Source organism: Rhodococcus sp. G6(2025) (assembly GCF_058628105.1).
In genome coordinates, this window is record NZ_CP179750.1 from 3,546,581 (window position 1) to 3,559,863 (window position 13,283).

Here is a 13,283-nt window from a genome sequence, read left to right on the forward strand (position 1 = left end):
CGACGTCGCCACCTTCCGCGACACATTCGATGTCGTCCTGATCCTGATGAAGGCATACGACACCCGCTGGGCCAGCGAACTTATCAAACCCGTCCTCGCCGACGACGGCATCGTCGTCGGAATTCAGAACGGCATGACCATCGACCCGATGGCCGATGTCCTCGGCGCCCATCGCATGCTCGGCTGTGTCATCGAAGTGGCCTCGAACATGTTCGAGCCAGGCATCGTCAATCGGGACACCCCCCGCGAGCAGTCCTGGTTCGCGGTCGGTGGCGTCGAGGCGCATGCCCACGCACGTGCCGCCGATATCGCCGGAATCCTGACCCACGCAGGACGCGCTGAGGTCTCCGACGACATCCGCTCGTCGAAGTGGATGAAATTGGTCGCGAACTGCACCGAACTGGTTACCTCCGCCGTGCTGAACATGACCGTCATGGAAGCCGTGCAGGTTCCGGGCATGCGCGACCTCATGGTCGAGGCCGGCAACGAAGCAGTACGAACGGCGTTGCAACTCGGGCACAGCCTGCGGCCGATCATCGGCATGATCGAATCCGATCTCACCGGGCCGGAACAGTTCGCCGCTGCGCTGCTCGACGTGGTGCACGATGTGTACTCGATCCCTGGACAGAAGACCACCGTGCTGCAGGACTGGCTCAAAGGCCGTCGCAGCGAAGTGCACGAGCTCAACGGACACGTGGTACGTGAGCAAAGCCGACTCGGCGGGACAGCCCCTGTCAACAGTGCGGTCGTCGACATCGCGACCAGAATCGAGGACGGCACCCTTTCCGCAGGGCCCGATGTTGCGCCCGCGTTGATCGAGCGCGCCGATCTCACGATCGCGAAATGAGTAGGACGAATTACATGTCTGTCTGTCACATCGTCACTTTGAGCCTGTCCGCCGACGTTCCCGGCGATGTTCTGCCGCAGCTGCAGAAGCGTCTCACCGAGTTGTACGACAGCGCTCTGGGATTCTGTCGTACAGGTGTGGTGCTACCTGGGCCACAACGAATCCAACGCCGACTTCGCGATTGCGGCAGTCTTCGACTCGATGGACGCACTCGCCGCGTACTCGGGTCATCCGGAGCATCACGCGATCATCCAGGAATTGATTTCCCCCTATCTGACTGCGCGCTCGGCAACACAGTTCAGTCCGAATGAGGGAGTGACAGCACACTGACTGCCGCTGAGGGGAGTTGGTGAAGCTGTCACATCCCACCAAAGTCCGCCTTCTGCTGCGGCTCGCTCCATTTCGGTCGGCCCCTCGCCGTTCCTGCGCGGCGGAACGAACCTCCTGTGGCTTGTACAGTACAGTCCATACCACTGAGGGGTTGACTTCGCAGCAGGTTGCTGTGCAGCAGAACGTTCGGAGGGCAGTGTGGCAAATACGGTGGAGGGTTCAGCGGCGGCCGAGCCCGAGACGACCGGCAAGATCCTCGACGCCGCGCAGGCGCTTTTCTTGCGGGACGGATACGCGGGGGTCAACCTCGATCGGATCGCGAAGTCGGCGGGAGTGGCGCGGCAGACGTTGTACAACCGCTTCGGCAGCAAGGAATCCGTCTTCCGCTCGATGCTGGATCGGCACTGGTCGAAGTTGTTGCAGACCGGGCGCATCGACGATCTGGTGGACGGTGCGCCGCAGTCGGCGGAAGCAGTACTGAGGCGCTTCGCTCAGGCGATCCTCGCGTTCGTGGCCGAGACCGACCAAGTGAGCTTCATCCGCCTGGTGGTGGCCGAATCTCGGCGGCTGCCGTGGATAGCCGAGGAGTTCTACCGGGCCGGCAAGGAGCCTCTGCTGAAGGCGCTGGTCGGCCAACTCGACCGATTGGTCACCGACGGACACATCGAATGCCGCTCGACCGAGTTGGCCGCCCACCAGTTCTTCGGGCTACTCCAGGAAGTGACGTTGTGGCCTCAGGTCATGGGCATCGTCGAGTTCGTCACGGATCTCCCGCCCGCCGACGAGATTGTCGAGGAGTCGGTCGCCACCTTCATGGCGCGGTACGCGCCCGCTGCGGGATAACTGCCGCCGACGCGTCACCGGGCGAGATCTCCTCGAGGGTCCGCCCGGTGGTGGCAACACCGAACCCCACGGTGACGACCGCAGCAACCGCCAGGGCTGCGGCGACGAGGGTGAATACCGCTCCGGCACCGCTGTGTTCGAGCATGGGGATCAGATAGAGCGGCGCGGCGGCGGTCGACAGGCGTCCCAGTGAATAGAGCCGGCCCGTGGCGGTGGTCCGGATGGCGGTCGGGTATTGCTCGAGCTGATACACGTGGGTGACATTCGACATCAGGTTCGCGATCACCGTGAACGTGAAACCCCACAGCACGATCCACACCGGTGTGACGGCATTTCCGTAGGCCAGGCCGAGCGCGGCCATCACGATCAGCGAGCCACCGAGAAGCCATTTGCGCTCGAACCTGTCCATGACGAGCATCGAGAGCAGTGAGCCGACCGGGTATCCGACGAAGGCGAGCGAGACATACAGCAGGGAATTGGTGACACTGATTCCCTTCCCCGTCAATACGAGCGTCGCAACGCTACTGAATCCGTGGTACCCGACGACGGCCAGAATCCAGACGATCGCCATCGTGATGGTGCGGCGCAACAGCGGCTTCCGCAGCATCGCGGACGCGCTCACCGGTCCGGTGCTCACGGGAGAGATTGCCTCGTCCTCGGCCGGGGCGGCCCAGCCCTCCGTACGTGCGGCATCCTCGAGTTCGCGGGTGACGGCTTCGGCTTCGTCTGTCCGGCCGACGGATTCGAGCCAGCGCGGCGACTCGGGTAGGTGCCGCCGCAGGACGAAGGTGATCAGGGCGCCGAGCGCACCCAGGGCGAACATCCATCGCCAGCCGTCGATCCCGAGCGGGCTGGCATCGACAACGATCATGCCGACGAACCCGACGACGGGGACCGCAGTGTACGAAAGCGTGAAGGCCCACGCCACGAAGTAGCCGCGTCGTTTCGACGGCAGGATGTCGCCGAGGAAGGAGTCGGTGACGGGCAGTTCGCCGCCGAGTCCGACGCCCGCGATGAAGCGACACAGCACCAGCATCCACAGATCGGTGGAGAAGGCGGCTAACAGCGTGAACACCGAGTACAAGCCAAGGGTGATCATGTACGCGCGCCGGCGGCCGAGACGATCAGCGATCCGGCCGATCAGGACGGCGCCGACGAAGGCGCCGACGAACGCCGAGGCCAGCACCAGCGACAGGTCGAAGCCGGTGAGCGCGAACTTGGTCTTCAAGGTGGCCGCCAGTACACCGGCGAGGAACAGTTCGTAGATCTCGAAGAAGTTGCCCAACGCAATGATGGCGATGATCTTCTTGTGCCGCCGGGTGACCGGGAGGCGATTCAGCCGGGCGGCGATGGTCAAGGGAACGCCGGGGCTGGGGGTATGTGTATCCATGGCTCCTCGATGGGGTTCGTGCCGAAACGTCAGCGATTGGCCATTGCCGGCCTGGGCTCTGGCGACCGCTACCGATAGGGGTGTACTGTACAGTCCAATCTAACTTTGGTCGAGGCTTGACAGCGTTATGGAGGACGAGGGCGCCATGGAGTACTCCTGGGAGAAGATGACCGCGGAGCAGTTGCGAGAGCGGGCGGGACTGGGCGGTCTGGTGCTGCTCCCGGTCGGATCGATCGAGCAGCACGGCCCGCACCTGCCCACCGGGGTGGACGCGCTGCTCGCCACCGAGGCGGCGAACAGAGTCGCAGCCCAACTGGCGGAGAGCCTTTCCGTCGTCGTCGCACCGACACTGTGGTGGGGTCTGGCGGAACACCACATGCGTTTCGGCGGCACGCTGACTCTGAGCCTGCCCACCTACCACGCCGTGCTCCGGGACGTCTGCCGGTCGATCATGCGCGCCGGGTTCACCCGGATCGCGATAGTGAACGGGCACGGCGGGAACATCTCGGCGCTCAATGCCATCGTCAACGAACTGACCGCGGAACTGCCCGTCACTATCGCCGTGACGACGTACCTGACCGCGGCGGCGGACGACGTCGCGCACATCCTGGCGGGGCAGAGCGGCGTGATGCACGCGTGTGAGGGGGAGACGTCGATGATGCTCGCCGCGCACCCCGAGCTCGTGGTCCTGGGCCGCCTCTCCGACGCACACGGCCCCGAATGCGGACTGCAATCCGACAACGTCCCCGTGTACCTCTGGCGCTCGTTCGAGGAGATCACCGAATCCGGTGTGGCCGGCGACGCACGACTCGCCACGGCCGACAAGGGCGAGAAACTGTTGGCGGTGTGCGCACAGCGACTCGCTGATCTGCTCGCGGCGCCGGAAACCTGGCACCGGAACGCCACCATCGACCGCCAGGCTGCCGCAACGAGCGTAGGGAGCTGATCGTGTCCGGAACATCAGCGCACTGGACGGTAGGGGACGCGACCATCGGTCGCGTCGACGAAGTCGTACTCGAAGGGCAAGGCCGTTGGCTCCTGCCCGACGCGACAGCCGAACTCGTTGCCGGCCAACCGTGGCTGGACCCGTCGGCCACCGACGACGGCGGTGACATCCGCCTGTCGGTGCATAGCTTCGTCGTGGACATCGCCGGAACCCGCATCGTCATCGACACCGGTGTCGGTAACGGCAAGGTCCGGGACAACCCGGCGTGGAACAACCTCGACGGCGACTACCTGCCGCGACTGGGCGACGCCGGGTTCGACCCGGATTCGGTCGACCTCGTGATCAACACGCACATCCACCGCGATCACGTCGGGTGGAACACCACCTTGCGAGAGGGGGTGTGGGAGCCGACCTTCCCGAATGCCCGCTACCTCGTCGCCCGCACCGAATGGGACTACTGGTCGGCGGCAGCGTTGAGCGAAGACCAGCAGCGAATGTTCGCCGATTCGATCACCCCGATCCGCCAGGCCGGTCAATACGAACTCGTCGACGCCGAGACACCTGTCGAGATCGCCGACGGAGTCGAACTGCTCCCCACTCCCGGGCACACCCCGGGGCACGTATCGGTCCGGATCAGCTCCGCGGGCGAGACCGCACTGGTGACCGGGGACTTCCTCCACCACCCCATCCAGCTCGCCCACCCGCGCCTGTGCTGCGGAGTGGACATCGACCCGGCTCTGTCGGAACGCACACGAGAGACGATCCTGTCGACTATCGCCGACACCGAAACACTCTTGCTCGGTAGCCATTTCACCCACCCCACCGCCGGACGCGTGCGCAGCACCGCAACAGGTTTCGTGCTCGTTTCGGCCGCCGCGATCCCGTAGGCATTTCACCCACAACCAAGGACTTCGCCGTGACCACACATTCCGGACACCGAAATCGCGAGCACGCCGCAGCCGTGGCGGCCACCGTCATGGGCATCCGCGGTGTCCTGAGCGCTCTCGACGGCGTCGAATACGCGGAGACTCCGCCGGCGTTTTCCTTCGTCGCGCTTACCCACCCGCAGAACGGAACACCCGATGCAACCGCATGAATTGGACCTCACCGCCGCTGCCGACGCCATCTTCCGCCGAGAGTTGTCACCGGTCGAACTGATCGACTCCGCGCTCGATCACCTCGACCGCGTCGATCCGCACCTGTCTGCCTTCGTGACTGTGACGGCCGGCGCGGCGCGGGAGGAGGCGGCGATCGCCGAATCGGACATCGCCGCAGGCCGATATCGCGGTCCGCTGCACGGCATTCCGATCGCGATCAAAGATCTCTTCGATACTGCCGGTGTTCTCACCACGTCCAGTTCTGCGGTGCGGGCAACTCACGTTCCCGACCGCGACGCGACCGCAGTGCGGAAGTTGCAGTCGGCAGGCGCGATCTCGCTGGGCAAAACCCACACGCACGAGTTCGCCTTCGGAACGATCACACCGCAGAGCAGGAATCCGTGGGCTGTCGACCGCGTGCCCGGTGGCTCGAGCGGCGGATCTGCGATTGCGGTCAGCGCGGGGATCGTGGGTATCGCGCTCGGCAGTGACACCGGAGGTTCGATCCGGATTCCGTCCGCGCTCTGTGGGGTTGTCGGGCTCAAGCCCACATTCGGCTTGGTCTCCCGCGCAGGCGTCACCCCACTGTCGTGGTCGTTGGATCACGTCGGCCCGATCGCCGGCACCGTGCGTGACGCGGCGGTCGCACTCGATGCACTCGTCGGATACGACGACAAAGACCCCGCCAGCTTGCGGCACAACGAGGGGAGCTACGTTCCCGATTCCGGGAGGGACTTGACGAACGTCCGAGTAGGCGTTCCGACGAACTACTACTTCGACAACGTCGAACCCGAGGTGCAAGCGCGCGTTCTGGAGGCGATCGACGTACTCGCCGGGCTCGGTGCCACGCTCGTCGAGGTGGAAGTCCCGCTCACCCACCTCGTGCACGCCACGCAATGGGGTCTGATGGTTCCGGAAGCCACGACCTACCATCAGGATTCCCTGAACAGCCACCCCGAGCTGTATTCGGACGACGTCCGTCTCCTCCTCGAAGCCGGGCAGCACCTGCTTGCTACCGACTATCTCCGGGCGCAACGGTCCCGCGCGCTGATCCGCCAGGCCTGGGCGAACTTGTTCGACGACATCGACGTGCTCGCCGCACCGACTGTGACATCGGTAGCCGCACGGGCGGGTCAGGAGACCATCGACTGGCCCGACGGGAGCAGTGAAGGTATCAGTGACACCTACGTCCGTCTCTCGGCTCCGGCGAACCTCACCGGTCTGCCGGCGTTGTCCGTGCCGGTCCGCGTGTCGTCCGATGGGCTGCCGATCGGAATGCAACTCATCGGACGGCCACTGTCCGAGGCAACACTGCTTCAGGTAGGCGCGTCCTACGAGCTCGTCCGCGGGCAGGTGAGAAAGCCGGGATGGAGCTGGCTCCCCACCGGCGTCTGAAGTGGTGGGGCTGTCTGCTGATCGACTCGTGGGAGAACAAAGTTTCGGCGACGAACGATCGGGCGTCGGGCGATCCGCTGTGCTCGTTCCACGGCTGAAGGCGGCCGCGTCGTCGGGCCGTCGTTCGGCAACAATGTTGCTCCTATCGGCCGACAGGAGTCGGCCCGCCCGGGCGAGGGTGCTTCGCACGGGCGGGCCATCCCCCGACACGCACCGGTCGACGGTGCGTCCTTGGGGTGCAGCACTGGTCCCTCATAAGGGGGCGCAAGTTGCCTGTCTGCGCGGGGTGTGCTGCCTGCGTGATTGCGAGTGAAGTTGTGGGTCGGAAGCTTTGTCCGGCGGCCTCCTTGCTGTGGGTCGGCGTATCGGGTTGGTCACAATTGTGGGTTGACCTGCGAGCTTGCGCATGGGGCGTTCGGCGTATGTGGGTACCTGTCTTCTCGGGTTGCCTCCAGGTCCGGTCACGTTGAGGTGGACAATGGGAAGATGCACCCGCACGGGACGCTGCCCGGCTCGGGAAAAGGTCTGAGCAGAGCCGAACTGCTGGCCGCGGTATCGCTGGCGATCGATCTCGGTCTGGGTCAACCGATGGAACACATGCTTCGGTCGTCCTTGATCGCGACACGGATAGCGGAGCGGATGGGACTCGACCCCCAGCAGCGAGCGACCGTGTACTACGCCAATCTGGTCGGGTGGATCGGCTGTCACGCGGACTCCCACGAACTCTCGGCGCTCTTCGGCGACGACATCGCCTTCCGGGCCGACACCTACGCGGTGGACATGACCGGTCTGCCGTTTCTGCGGCTGATGACGAGTCACGTGGGACGCGGCCTGCCGGGCTGGGAGCGCGGCATCCGGGCCGCTGTTTTTCTGGTCGCAGCGCGTAGCCAGGTCGCCACGCTGATCCATTCACATTGCAGTTCCGCCGGGGTTCTGTCCGATCGGATGGGCTTGGACGGGCAGGTCGGAAAGGCGCTCGCCTACGTCTTTGAGCGTTGGGACGGCCGGGGGTTGCCCAACGGTTGTCGCGGAGAGGGTATCCCGGTCGAGATCCACATCTCCCACGTGGCGGACGTCGCCGAGGTGCACCTGCGGACGGGTGGGCTGGGGCACGCGAAGGACGTTCTCCGTTCCCGGCGTGGCAGTCAGTTCAGCCCGGCAGTGGTGGAGGTGTTCGAACGTGACGCGGCGGCGATCGTGGACGGGTTGTTCGAAACGGACGTCTGGGTCGCAGCGTTGGCTCGGGCTCCGGATCGCGACCGAACCCTGAGGGCCGAGGAGAGCGACGAGTTACTCGGGGCCATGGCTGATTTCGTCGATCTCAAGTCTCCGTTCACCCTGGGGCATTCGCGTGGCGTCGCGAATCTGGTGGCCGGGGCGGCCCGGCACCTGGGCATGTCGCCGTCGGACATCACTCATCTCTACCGCGCAGGCCTCGTGCACAGCCTCGGCAAAATGGGGGTGTCCAACCAGATCTGGGAGAAGAAGGGTCCGCTCACCACGGCTGAATGGGAACGGGTGCGAATGTATCCGGATCTGACCGGCCGGATACTGAGCCGAGTCAACGGCTTGGAGTCGGTGGTGTCCGTCGCGATGAAGCACCGGGAACGGATCGACGGGTCCGGCTTTCCCCGGGGGATCGCCGGCGCGGAGTTGACCGCGCAGGATCGGCTGCTTGCCGCGGCGGATGCCTATCAGCGACTGCTCGAGCCGCGTCCGCACCGGCCGGCGCTCGATCCTCGCGGCGCTGCCGATCGGTTGAAAGAGGAGGCGCGCACCGGACGCCTCGACGCCGAGTCGGTGGCGGCCGTGCTGGCGGCGGCGGGGCAACGGGTGTCGCGGCGGACGCCCTGGCCCGCCGGGCTGACCGACCGCGAGGTGGAGATCCTGCGCCTCGTCGCGCAGGGCCGGTCGAACCGAGAAATCGCCGCCGACCTGTTCATCGCCGAGAAAACGGCACGCAACCACGTCGAGCGTGTCTACGCCAAGCTCGGGGTGAACAACCGCACGCAGGCCAGTCTCGCCGCGATCGACCGGGGTCTGGTGGGCTTCCCGGTCAATGCGGTCGTGGGGAAGTGAAGCATCCGCCTTCTGGCGGGACCGGCCGTGCGGGCGGTCATCGACGGGATGCGCCGGGCCGGGACCGCCGGTCCAGTACCCACACGGTGGCCAGCATGAGAGCGACGGCAAATGAGGCCAGCGCGATGAGACTGGCACCGGTGCCTCCGCGGAAGGTGTCGCCGTACGCGGACATGGCCGGCAGAGTGGCGCTGTACCGGTCGAGATCCAGGTCGCGACCCAAGGCTTCGAATGCGTGGCGGTTGGACAGGCCGAGGCTCATCAGGCGTCCCGGGAGGGCCATCTCGTCAACCGGGACGATGGCTCCGCCGAACAGAACCTGAGGGAAGCAGAGCATCGGCAGGGCGAGGGCGGCCTGCGCGGCGTTGGAGACCGCGGCCGAGGCGAGCAAGCCGAGGGCCAGCGCCGAGGTCGCCTCGATCACGATCGTCACGAACAGGACGGCTGACACGTCCCATCCGACGGCGGGGAGTCGACCGAGCGCTCGCAGCACACCGAGCAGCAGCGCGCTCACTCCAGCCAGCACCGGAAGCAGCGCTGTCATCTTGGAGGCCACGTAGGCGCCGACACTGAGCCCGGCCAGGCGCTCCTGCCGGAAGACGGCCATCTCCCCGACGATCTGGAGCAGGCCGTACGTGAGGCCGAAGAAGAAGCCTGCGAATGCGATCCAGAAGACGATCTGGGCGGGGCCGAGGTCGGCCGCGCCATGCGGATCGAACGCGCCGCGCTGGAACAGCGTCGCCATCATCGCCGTGACCAGCACCGGTGAGCCGAGCAGCACCGCCAGGGTCAGCCGGTTGCGAAGGAGGACATCGACATTGCGTTGTGTGAGTAGCCACCATTGCCGCACCATGCCGGTGCGTCCCACGTCGGACCGGGTGGCGGGGACGGGCGGGATGGGCGGTAGCGCCGAGCCGGGCCGGGATTCCGACGTCCCGCCGCTGTCCGCGAATCGCTCCGCCCAGACCTGGGGGGTGTGCTCACGAGCCAGCCGGTCGTACACGTCGGCGAGGTCCTCCACACCGAAGTAGCGCCGAACCTCGGTCGGGCTGCCGGTGAAGGCCAGGTGGCCGTCGCGAGCCAGGAACACCACCCGGTCGCACCGATCGATGCCGGCCGGCTCGTGCGTCGTGAGGACGACTGTGACCCCGCGCCGGCTGAGTCGGCGCAGTAGGCGCATCACGTCAGCTGCGGTCGACGGGTCGAGCCCGGAGGTGGGTTCGTCGAGGAAGAAGAGGTGTGGCCGGGTCAGTAGCTCCACGGCGATACTCGCCCGCTTGCGCTGGCCGCCGGACAGCGCACGGACCGGCACCTCGGCTCGATCGGCCAGGTCGAGGTCCTGCATGGTCTCCTCGACTATCCGGTCCGCTTCGGCCGCCGATGTGCCCGCGGGCAACCGGAGCCGCGCGGCGTAGCGCAGCGTGCGGCGCAGGGGCATCTCGAGGTGGATGATGTCGTCCTGGGGGACGTAGCCGATGCGCGAATCGGCGCTGACTCGGGCACCGCGAACGACGCCGTCGTGCCGGACCTCCCCGGCGGACGGTGGTTGCAGTCCCGCGAGGATCTCCAGCAATGTGCTCTTTCCTGCTCCACTGCCGCCGGCGATGGCGACCAACTCGCCCGGCTCGACCGACAGCGACAGCTCCTGAAGGATCTGCCGTGCCCCGACATGCCGGCTCACGTCGACCGCGTCGACGCGCCCGACGGTCGGTGATTCGACGGTCGATCCGGTCATGACCGGTGATTCCTGAACTCGCTTTGTCATGCCCCGATCATCGGTCGGCCGCTTATGTCGTCGCATGGGGCGTTTGCCTCAAATCGGGCGCCGGAAACCGATCCAAGTCGAAGCAGATGAGGCAAGCTTCCATCAGACGACAGTGGAGGCTTGGATTGGGGAGCGGGGTGTCACAGACATTCGCGGGACGCCGAATCGTCGCGGTGTTGGCGATCTCGATGACCGGACTCGTGGGGTGCGGTGAGTCGGCAGTGCAACCGGCCGTGCCCGACGCACAGCTCGACGCCACGATTCCGGGGGCGATGGAGCACGCCGCGATTCCCGGGGCCATCGTCGGTGTCTGGCAGGACGGGGCCGCACCCTACGTCCAGGCGTTCGGGGTGGGCGACACGGCCTCCGGCGACCCCATGGCACCCGACCTGTTCATGCGCATCGGCAGCGTAACCAAGACCTTCACCACCACCGCCGTGCTGCAACTGGTCGATCAGGGAAAGGTCGGCCTCGATGATCCGATCGACAGGTATGTGCCCGACGTCCCCAACGGGGACACGATCACCATCCGCCAGTTGGCGGCCATGCGCAGTGGGCTTCCGGACTACTCGGAGGTGGTGATCCCGGCGCTCCCGAGTCAGCCGCAGCGCCAATGGACGCCTCAGGAACTGCTCGAGATCAGCTTCAGCCGTCCACCGCTGTTCGCACCGGGCACCGAGTTCGACTACTCCAACACCAATACCGCGCTCCTCGGCCTCGTGGTCGAGAAGGTCTCCGGCCAGCCGCTGAACGCGTACATCGACGAGTACATCACGCGACCCGAGAATCTCGGCCACACCTCGGTCCCGACCGATGCGGCCTTCCCGTCGCCGCACGCTCACGGATACACGAAAACACCTGACGGCGAATCGGTGGACGCGACCGACTGGAATCCGTCGTGGGGATTCGGTGCGGGAAACATGATTTCCACCCTCGACGACCTGCGTGTGTGGGTGCGCGACTTGGCGACCGGCGCGTTGCTCTCCCCGGCGACTCAGCGCGAGCGGGAGCAGTTTCAGCCGGCGCCGTCGGAAGGTGCGGGTTCGCTGTATGGACTTGGTGTCGAGTACCAGAACGGCTGGATCGGCCACAACGGAAATATCGCGGGCTACCAGACCTACGCGTATTACCTTCCGCCCGAAGGTAAGACGGTGGTAATGCTGGTCAACACGAACGTCGACCCGCTAAGCGTGTGGAACTTCTTCGCCGAGATCGTGAAGATCATCAGCCCCGATCATCCCTGGCCGGCGCCTCCGTCGTAGAGATCAGATGATAGGAGGTGCCGCGTCATGACCAGGTGTCCTGGTTGTGGGCGGCGGTGGGGACGTGGCAATTTCTCGATGAATCGCAGGGCGACAACCTCATGTAGGCGCCACTGCAGCAGATCTCCGGCGCCGCTCAGGGTTTCGGGCATGAGTACAACGTTGATCTTCACCGGTTCCAGTCCGGCGGCGACGGCGGCGCGGATTCCGGTGAGTACCGACGGCAGTCGGTCCCGGCGGGAAGGACGCGAAGTGCGCGCGGTCGATGGTATCGAGTGAGACGTTGACTCGGGTCAGTCCCGCATCGGCGAGCCGGTGTGCGCGATGTTCGAGGCCGACGGCGTTGGCGGTCATCGCGAGGGGAATGCCCGGTACCCGTTGTGAACAACCGGCGATGATCTGGTCGAGGTCCGCGCTCGCTCGTTGGCTCATTACCCGGCACGAGCGTGCGCACGCCTGGACCATCGCCGGTGCGCGAAGTCGGCAGAGCCGAATCGCACACCGATCGGCCTATGACACGTGATTCACGATCGGACCGGATCGTGGCTGTCGGTGAAGTCGAGGAAGCGGGGAATCACCTGCTCGGGATTCGCCCACAACAGGTCGTGCCCGATGCCCGGATAGATCTCGACCTCGACCGACGGGATGTGCTCACGGGCGCGGGCGGCTCCCAGCTCCGGATCGCCGCAATCGAACAGCCGGCGACGCAGGCGTTCGGTGTCTTCCGACATTGTCCATTCCAACACTCTTCGGGAAACGGCAGGTCCTACTGGGACGGCAAGTCCTATTGGGACAGCGGTGCGCCGACGACCGATCACCGCGGCGTAGACCTTAGCGGGCACCGCCAACCGCCCCCACACCGTGCTACCGGCATGGGCGGGCTCACGCGCTGCGTAGTGAACGTTCCTGGCATGGACAAAGCGCAAATGCTCCTTAGTAGCTGGAGTAGTCGTTGGCTCCCGCGACCATCGCGATCGTCAGGACGTAGAACGCGATCAACGTCGTGTTGAGGATGATGAAGATCCACAGGGCCGTCTTGCCGAGGCGCTTCGTCCGGTGGGAGGCATGCGCCGCGCCCAGGTAGTCGCCGGTCGCCCACAGCGGATACACCCGGGAGGAGTGGTTGAACGCGGCGAACGCGAGCGGCCAGAAGAAGATGATGGCTGCGGCAGCCCAGCCGGCGTTCGATTTTGGCGGCGCGGGCTGGGGCGCCCCATAGGTCGGCATGGACTGGGCGGGGAACGACTGGCCGGACATGGGCGACGATGTCGGGTACATAGTTGGGAGCTCCTTCAACGGGCTGTCGAATTCGTGCTGTTATTAGTGAGA

13 protein-coding genes and 2 pseudogenes are annotated in these 13,283 nt (G+C 65.8%); 10 read left to right on the plus strand and 5 right to left on the minus strand.

The window, feature by feature from the left end:
* Nucleotides 1-25: 25 nt before the first annotated feature.
* The 4 genes and pseudogenes from ACLIVD_RS16270 to ACLIVD_RS16285 all read left to right on the plus strand — a co-directional run.
* A pseudogene (locus ACLIVD_RS16270) lies at nucleotides 26-229 on the plus strand (ketopantoate reductase family protein); the annotation flags it as partial.
* On the plus strand, nucleotides 209-847 hold the full coding sequence (locus ACLIVD_RS16275) for a ketopantoate reductase family protein (RefSeq protein WP_491932885.1): 639 nt from the start codon (nucleotides 209-211) through the stop codon (nucleotides 845-847). The pseudogene ACLIVD_RS16270 and the gene ACLIVD_RS16275, both read left to right, overlap by 21 nt.
* A 66-nt stretch (nucleotides 848-913) precedes the next feature.
* Nucleotides 914-1,177 (plus strand): Dabb family protein, encoded by a 264-nt coding sequence (locus ACLIVD_RS16280; RefSeq protein ID WP_491932692.1) that lies wholly within the window; start codon nucleotides 914-916, stop codon nucleotides 1,175-1,177.
* Between the two features lie 198 nt (nucleotides 1,178-1,375).
* The gene (locus ACLIVD_RS16285) at nucleotides 1,376-2,020 is read left to right on the plus strand and encodes a TetR/AcrR family transcriptional regulator (RefSeq protein WP_280783808.1); all 645 of its coding nucleotides are present in this window, start codon (nucleotides 1,376-1,378) and stop codon (nucleotides 2,018-2,020) included.
* Here the strand turns inward: ACLIVD_RS16285 and ACLIVD_RS16290 are convergent.
* Complete coding sequence (locus ACLIVD_RS16290) at nucleotides 1,989-3,410, minus strand: MFS transporter (protein ID WP_283331860.1); 1,422 nt, start codon at nucleotides 3,408-3,410, stop codon at nucleotides 1,989-1,991. The genes ACLIVD_RS16285 and ACLIVD_RS16290 overlap by 32 nt on opposite strands.
* A 145-nt stretch (nucleotides 3,411-3,555) precedes the next feature.
* On the opposite strand from ACLIVD_RS16290, the gene ACLIVD_RS16295 reads away from it, so the two are divergent.
* The 5 genes from ACLIVD_RS16295 (at nucleotide 3,556) to ACLIVD_RS16315 (ending at nucleotide 8,927) form a co-directional block, all read left to right on the plus strand.
* Nucleotides 3,556-4,356 (plus strand): creatininase family protein, encoded by an 801-nt coding sequence (locus ACLIVD_RS16295; protein WP_491932693.1) that lies wholly within the window; start codon nucleotides 3,556-3,558, stop codon nucleotides 4,354-4,356.
* Between the two features lie 2 nt (nucleotides 4,357-4,358).
* Complete coding sequence (locus tag ACLIVD_RS16300) at nucleotides 4,359-5,243, plus strand: MBL fold metallo-hydrolase (RefSeq protein WP_491932694.1); 885 nt, start codon at nucleotides 4,359-4,361, stop codon at nucleotides 5,241-5,243.
* Between the two features lie 29 nt (nucleotides 5,244-5,272).
* A complete protein-coding gene (locus ACLIVD_RS16305; protein WP_283331857.1) occupies nucleotides 5,273-5,452 on the plus strand; it encodes a hypothetical protein in 180 nt (59 codons plus the stop codon).
* Nucleotides 5,439-6,848, plus strand: a complete 1,410-nt coding sequence (locus tag ACLIVD_RS16310; RefSeq protein ID WP_491932695.1) for an amidase — start codon at nucleotides 5,439-5,441, stop codon at nucleotides 6,846-6,848. The genes ACLIVD_RS16305 and ACLIVD_RS16310 overlap by 14 nt, the downstream gene beginning before the upstream one ends.
* Before the next feature lie 486 nt (nucleotides 6,849-7,334).
* Nucleotides 7,335-8,927, plus strand: a complete 1,593-nt coding sequence (locus tag ACLIVD_RS16315; RefSeq protein WP_317567445.1) for an HD domain-containing phosphohydrolase — start codon at nucleotides 7,335-7,337, stop codon at nucleotides 8,925-8,927.
* A 37-nt stretch (nucleotides 8,928-8,964) separates the two neighbouring features.
* Here ACLIVD_RS16315 and ACLIVD_RS16320 read toward each other — a convergent pair whose 3' ends face one another.
* Nucleotides 8,965-10,692 (minus strand): ABC transporter ATP-binding protein/permease, encoded by a 1,728-nt coding sequence (locus ACLIVD_RS16320; RefSeq protein WP_491932696.1) that lies wholly within the window; start codon nucleotides 10,690-10,692, stop codon nucleotides 8,965-8,967.
* A gap of 188 nt (nucleotides 10,693-10,880) precedes the next feature.
* Between ACLIVD_RS16320 and ACLIVD_RS16325 the strand changes: the two genes are divergently transcribed.
* A complete protein-coding gene (locus tag ACLIVD_RS16325) occupies nucleotides 10,881-11,954 on the plus strand; it encodes a serine hydrolase domain-containing protein (protein ID WP_491932886.1) in 1,074 nt (357 codons plus the stop codon).
* A 65-nt stretch (nucleotides 11,955-12,019) separates the two neighbouring features.
* Here ACLIVD_RS16325 and ACLIVD_RS16330 read toward each other — a convergent pair.
* The 3 genes and pseudogenes from ACLIVD_RS16330 to ACLIVD_RS16340 form a co-directional block, all read right to left on the minus strand.
* Nucleotides 12,020-12,365: pseudogene (locus ACLIVD_RS16330) on the minus strand (radical SAM protein); the annotation flags it as partial.
* A gap of 113 nt (nucleotides 12,366-12,478) precedes the next feature.
* On the minus strand, nucleotides 12,479-12,685 hold the full coding sequence (locus tag ACLIVD_RS16335) for an alpha/beta fold hydrolase (RefSeq protein WP_491932697.1): 207 nt from the start codon (nucleotides 12,683-12,685) through the stop codon (nucleotides 12,479-12,481).
* Nucleotides 12,686-12,887: 202 nt separating this feature from the next.
* Nucleotides 12,888-13,232 carry a CD225/dispanin family protein gene (locus ACLIVD_RS16340; protein WP_317567442.1) on the minus strand — a complete coding sequence of 115 codons (345 nt, stop codon included), beginning with the start codon at nucleotides 13,230-13,232 and terminating at the stop codon, nucleotides 12,888-12,890.
* Nucleotides 13,233-13,283 lie beyond the last annotated feature (51 nt).

Coding starts and splice junctions, on each gene's coding strand:
- ACLIVD_RS16275 (WP_491932885.1), top strand. CDS start 209: ATGTTCGAGCCAGGCATCGTCAATCGGGACACCCCCCGCGAGCAGTCC.
- ACLIVD_RS16280 (WP_491932692.1), top strand. CDS start 914: ATGTTCTGCCGCAGCTGCAGAAGCGTCTCACCGAGTTGTACGACAGCG.
- ACLIVD_RS16290 (WP_283331860.1), bottom strand. CDS start 3,410: ATGGATACACATACCCCCAGCCCCGGCGTTCCCTTGACCATCGCCGCC.
- ACLIVD_RS16295 (WP_491932693.1), top strand. CDS start 3,556: ATGGAGTACTCCTGGGAGAAGATGACCGCGGAGCAGTTGCGAGAGCGG.
- ACLIVD_RS16310 (WP_491932695.1), top strand. CDS start 5,439: ATGCAACCGCATGAATTGGACCTCACCGCCGCTGCCGACGCCATCTTC.
- ACLIVD_RS16315 (WP_317567445.1), top strand. CDS start 7,335: ATGCACCCGCACGGGACGCTGCCCGGCTCGGGAAAAGGTCTGAGCAGA.
- ACLIVD_RS16320 (WP_491932696.1), bottom strand. CDS start 10,692: ATGACAAAGCGAGTTCAGGAATCACCGGTCATGACCGGATCGACCGTC.
- ACLIVD_RS16325 (WP_491932886.1), top strand. CDS start 10,881: ATGACCGGACTCGTGGGGTGCGGTGAGTCGGCAGTGCAACCGGCCGTG.
- ACLIVD_RS16335 (WP_491932697.1), bottom strand. CDS start 12,685: ATGTCGGAAGACACCGAACGCCTGCGTCGCCGGCTGTTCGATTGCGGC.
- ACLIVD_RS16340 (WP_317567442.1), bottom strand. CDS start 13,232: ATGTACCCGACATCGTCGCCCATGTCCGGCCAGTCGTTCCCCGCCCAG.